The sequence below is a fragment of the Victivallis sp. genome (genome assembly GCF_048170485.1).
Lineage (GTDB): Bacteria > Verrucomicrobiota > Lentisphaeria > Victivallales > Victivallaceae > Victivallis.
Genome location: NZ_DBEXAY010000318.1, coordinates 1 through 3,178 on the forward strand (window position 1 = coordinate 1; position 3,178 = coordinate 3,178).

Sequence of the window (3,178 nt, forward strand, 5' to 3'; positions counted from 1 at the left end):
AAATTTCATTTTTTTTCGAAACTTCCATTCTACCGGGAGGAGGCCGTTCTCATTCCCACCCGCTTCCGGATTACCCACGGGATGTACCAGCAGTAGCGGTTCCAGATTCCCAGCAGAATGAGCCCTTTCCAGAACACCGGAAACGTAAACTCTCCGGCGGCCAGCGCCTCGCCCAGGCACTTGCAGGCCAGCAGCAGAATCAGAAACGAAAGCGTCGACTTCAACACCGTGCATCGCACCTGCCGGTGCATGAACAAAGTCCACTCAGACAGCACAATGCCGACGATTCCGCCGATTTCCAGCGCGAAAACAATCTCATCCATATCCGGTTTTCGACCGGCAGCCAGGCAGAGTCCGGCACTCACCAGCAGCGGCAGAATGTGCGAAACCGGTTCGCGAAGCTCCTCATCCGGCAGACTCATAGCGGCGAAACTCCATAGATATCCATGCGGTCAAGCACAAAGACCGGCATGTCCTCCCCGTAGATCGAAAATCCGAAGCGCCAGTCCGGCACCTCGGCGAACTCCTGCCCCAATTCGCATTCGCCCAGCTTCCGCTGGTCCAGAAAGATATTCAGCTTGTTGTTCACCAGCCCGATACGCAAAACACTCCCCTCCGAAGCCTCTTCGACGGCGCAGGGGATCTCCCGCCAGACCTTCCGCCCCACCCCGACTTCGGCCAGCGTGTTGGTGTTGACCCGCAGCTCCTCCACCCCCAGGCTGCTCCGGTCGCTCTCCGGATCCCGGCGACAGCGCAGCGTCACCTCCCAGAAACGATTCGCCATGGGCATCCCCTTCTGCAGATCAAAATTCCAGAATGACAGCGTAAGCACCGTCCCCGGCGCCGGGAAACTGAGCCAGCCGAGAATCAGTTCAAACGAGTTCGGCAGCCGGATTGCAGGGGGGGCTCAGGAACGGAATCGCACCGGTGATAATCAGCCCGTGCAAGTTGCTGTATCTCATGCTGTCCGGGAAATAGAACGGCGCCTCCCAGCTGCGCGCTCCGCGGAAATCCTCCTCCCGAAGGTGGTTGGCCAGTGGCGCGTACGAGGAGGGATACCATCGATAGACGCGCCTCGTTCTCGGTAATTCCTGAGCGAAAACTCCGGACGCTTCCGCCGACGATTCCGCGGCATTGACCGCTCTCCATTTGGTACGGGCGGCGGAATACCCCCGCAGACGCCGCAGATACGGCAGACGCTGTTCCCGCGTCAAAGCCGGATTGTCAACGATCAGCCGGCAGCGCTCCTGCTCCCGCAACAGCTCCCGGGCGTTCTCCGACAGCAATTCCACCTGATGCCGCGTACTGGCGGAAAAATGCTGGAACTGTTTCCGCAGCTGATTGTACTCCGCGACAGCATCCAGAGCCTGCTGCCGATACAGTTCGTTCTCGTGGTCGGAATATTCCGCAATCCAGAATGCAGAGGTCGCGACGGCGACGACCAGAAAAAGTTTCAGAAACCGGCAGGACTCGTCGAGCAGATGGTTCAAACGGCAGTCTTCCCGGAGGCCTGCCGCCCGGGAAAACCGGCGGCGAAAACCGATCCACGCCGCCAGCCGCCGGATCTCATCGATAAAATTTCTCACCGCGCCGCTCCAGCGATTGTCCGGGGGCGGCGGCATGTAGCGGCAATACTCCCGCACCAGACGGTTCAACCGGGCGTACTCCGCCTGATCCTCCTCCAGCGGCAGGGAGCTGGGCAGTTCCGGATACGCGTCCGGCGGCAGACCGGTGAACGCACAGTAGATCACCTTGCCCAGCGCGTAGAAGTCGCAGTACTGGCTCTCCTCCAGCGTCAGACTCCCCTCCAGAAAACGGGAGCGCAGACCGGGCGGCAGAAACCCGGGAGTGCCGACCCGCCCGGCAACCGCGTCGTGCGAACTCACCAGCCCGATGTCGCCCAGCTTCGGCACGCCGTTGACGTAGAGAATATTGCCCGGTTTCACATCCCGGTGCGCCATGCCGTGCGCGTGGAGCACCTCCAACGCCTCGCGGATTCCGCGAGCCAGACGGTCGGTATCGGCGACGGAGAGATAACCGCCGTCGGCAATCCGGTTCTGGAGGGTGAAGGGGCGATACGAGTCCGCCTCCAGCGAATCCGCCGCCTCCATCGAATAGTAGAGGCAGGAATCATCCTGCGCGACGTGGAAAATCTGCAGCAGATGCGGGTGATTTTCAATCACTCTGCGGTAGTTGCAAAGACCGGAGAACTCCTGTTCAAAATTTTCGGGATTGCGCTGCCGGGAGATGACTTTCAATGCGAGTTTCCGCCCGGTGATGTCCTGCACGAGATAGACCTCTCCGAAACCGCCGCGCCCGCAAAACTGCAGAATCGTGAATCCGTGAAACTCTTCCATTCTCTTCAACATGTGGCGTCCTCCCGTTCCGCCGAGCGGAATGCCTTCAGCCCGTCATACGCGGTCCGCAGCAGAACCTCATCGGGAATTTCCTCCGGAGAGAGCTCCTCCTGGAACTCTTCCACCAGCCGCCGCAACGCCCTGGTGCCCCGGCTGCAGACAGCGTAGACATTGACCGTGCTCTCCTGAAAGAAATCGGCGACGAATACGGCGGAACGCCCCTGCAGTCTGCAGAGCTGAAACATCTGGAACTGTTTGTCGCTGAGCTGATGTTTCAACTTTTCCAGTGCCAGACTGAGCAGATATTTCTGCCAGAGCTCCCGCCACTCTTCGCTGCCGGATGCGGATGCCGGCGGTTCCGGGGGCTCCTCCATGGAGACGATGAAGTTGCGTTTCTGCGTCTGGGCACGCCTCCGGATGTCGCGGATGCAGTTGGAGATAATTCCGCCGAGGTAGTCGCGGAAACGCCCCTGAGACCGGTCATAGGTGCGGATTTTATCCTTCGCCCGGATCGTATCATACACCAGGTCGATCAGCTCCCGGATCTGATCCCGGGTCAACTTCTGCTTTCGCCCGTACATGATGATGAGAGACCGGTATTTGGGATAAAAATGCTCCCAATCTGCCGGAGCCAGGGTATCTTCCCGCATTCTGGCGGTCAGGTCGACCCAGGTTTGCCAGCCCGACTCCGCCCCGGGCGCGCGCAAACTGTCATATGAATTCATCATCCCCCCCTGACAAATAAATGACACTGCTGAAAAATACCGCAGAAAAAGAGATAATCAATCTCATATTCGTAAAAAAAAGCGAATTTTTATTAT

At 59.0% G+C, this 3,178-nt stretch carries 4 protein-coding genes; all 4 read right to left on the minus strand.

The window, feature by feature from the left end; translation table 11 throughout:
* Positions 1-29 precede the first annotated feature (29 nt).
* The 4 genes from ACMLHG_RS16295 to ACMLHG_RS16310 all read right to left on the minus strand — a co-directional run bounded on the left by ACMLHG_RS16295 (position 30) and on the right by ACMLHG_RS16310 (position 3,085).
* A complete protein-coding gene (locus ACMLHG_RS16295; RefSeq protein ID WP_417171163.1) occupies positions 30-422 on the minus strand; it encodes a hypothetical protein in 393 nt (130 codons plus the stop codon).
* A complete protein-coding gene (locus ACMLHG_RS16300; protein ID WP_417171164.1) occupies positions 419-784 on the minus strand; it encodes a hypothetical protein in 366 nt (121 codons plus the stop codon). Before ACMLHG_RS16300 ends, ACMLHG_RS16295 begins: the two co-directional genes overlap by 4 nt.
* A gap of 88 nt (positions 785-872) precedes the next feature.
* Positions 873-2,369, minus strand: a complete 1,497-nt coding sequence (locus ACMLHG_RS16305) for a protein kinase domain-containing protein (protein WP_417171165.1) — start codon at positions 2,367-2,369, stop codon at positions 873-875.
* Positions 2,363-3,085, minus strand: coding sequence for an RNA polymerase sigma factor (locus ACMLHG_RS16310; protein ID WP_417171166.1), 723 nt, complete (start codon positions 3,083-3,085; stop codon positions 2,363-2,365). Before ACMLHG_RS16310 ends, ACMLHG_RS16305 begins: the two co-directional genes overlap by 7 nt.
* Between the last annotated feature and the right edge of the window lie 93 nt (positions 3,086-3,178).

Excerpts from the sequence above, each read along its gene's own strand:
- ACMLHG_RS16310 (WP_417171166.1), bottom strand. The coding sequence starts at position 3,085 with ATGATGAATTCATATGACAGTTTGCGCGCGCCCGGGGCGGAGTCGGGC.
- ACMLHG_RS16305 (WP_417171165.1), bottom strand. The coding sequence starts at position 2,369 with ATGTTGAAGAGAATGGAAGAGTTTCACGGATTCACGATTCTGCAGTTT.
- ACMLHG_RS16300 (WP_417171164.1), bottom strand. The coding sequence starts at position 784 with ATGGCGAATCGTTTCTGGGAGGTGACGCTGCGCTGTCGCCGGGATCCG.
- ACMLHG_RS16295 (WP_417171163.1), bottom strand. The coding sequence starts at position 422 with ATGAGTCTGCCGGATGAGGAGCTTCGCGAACCGGTTTCGCACATTCTG.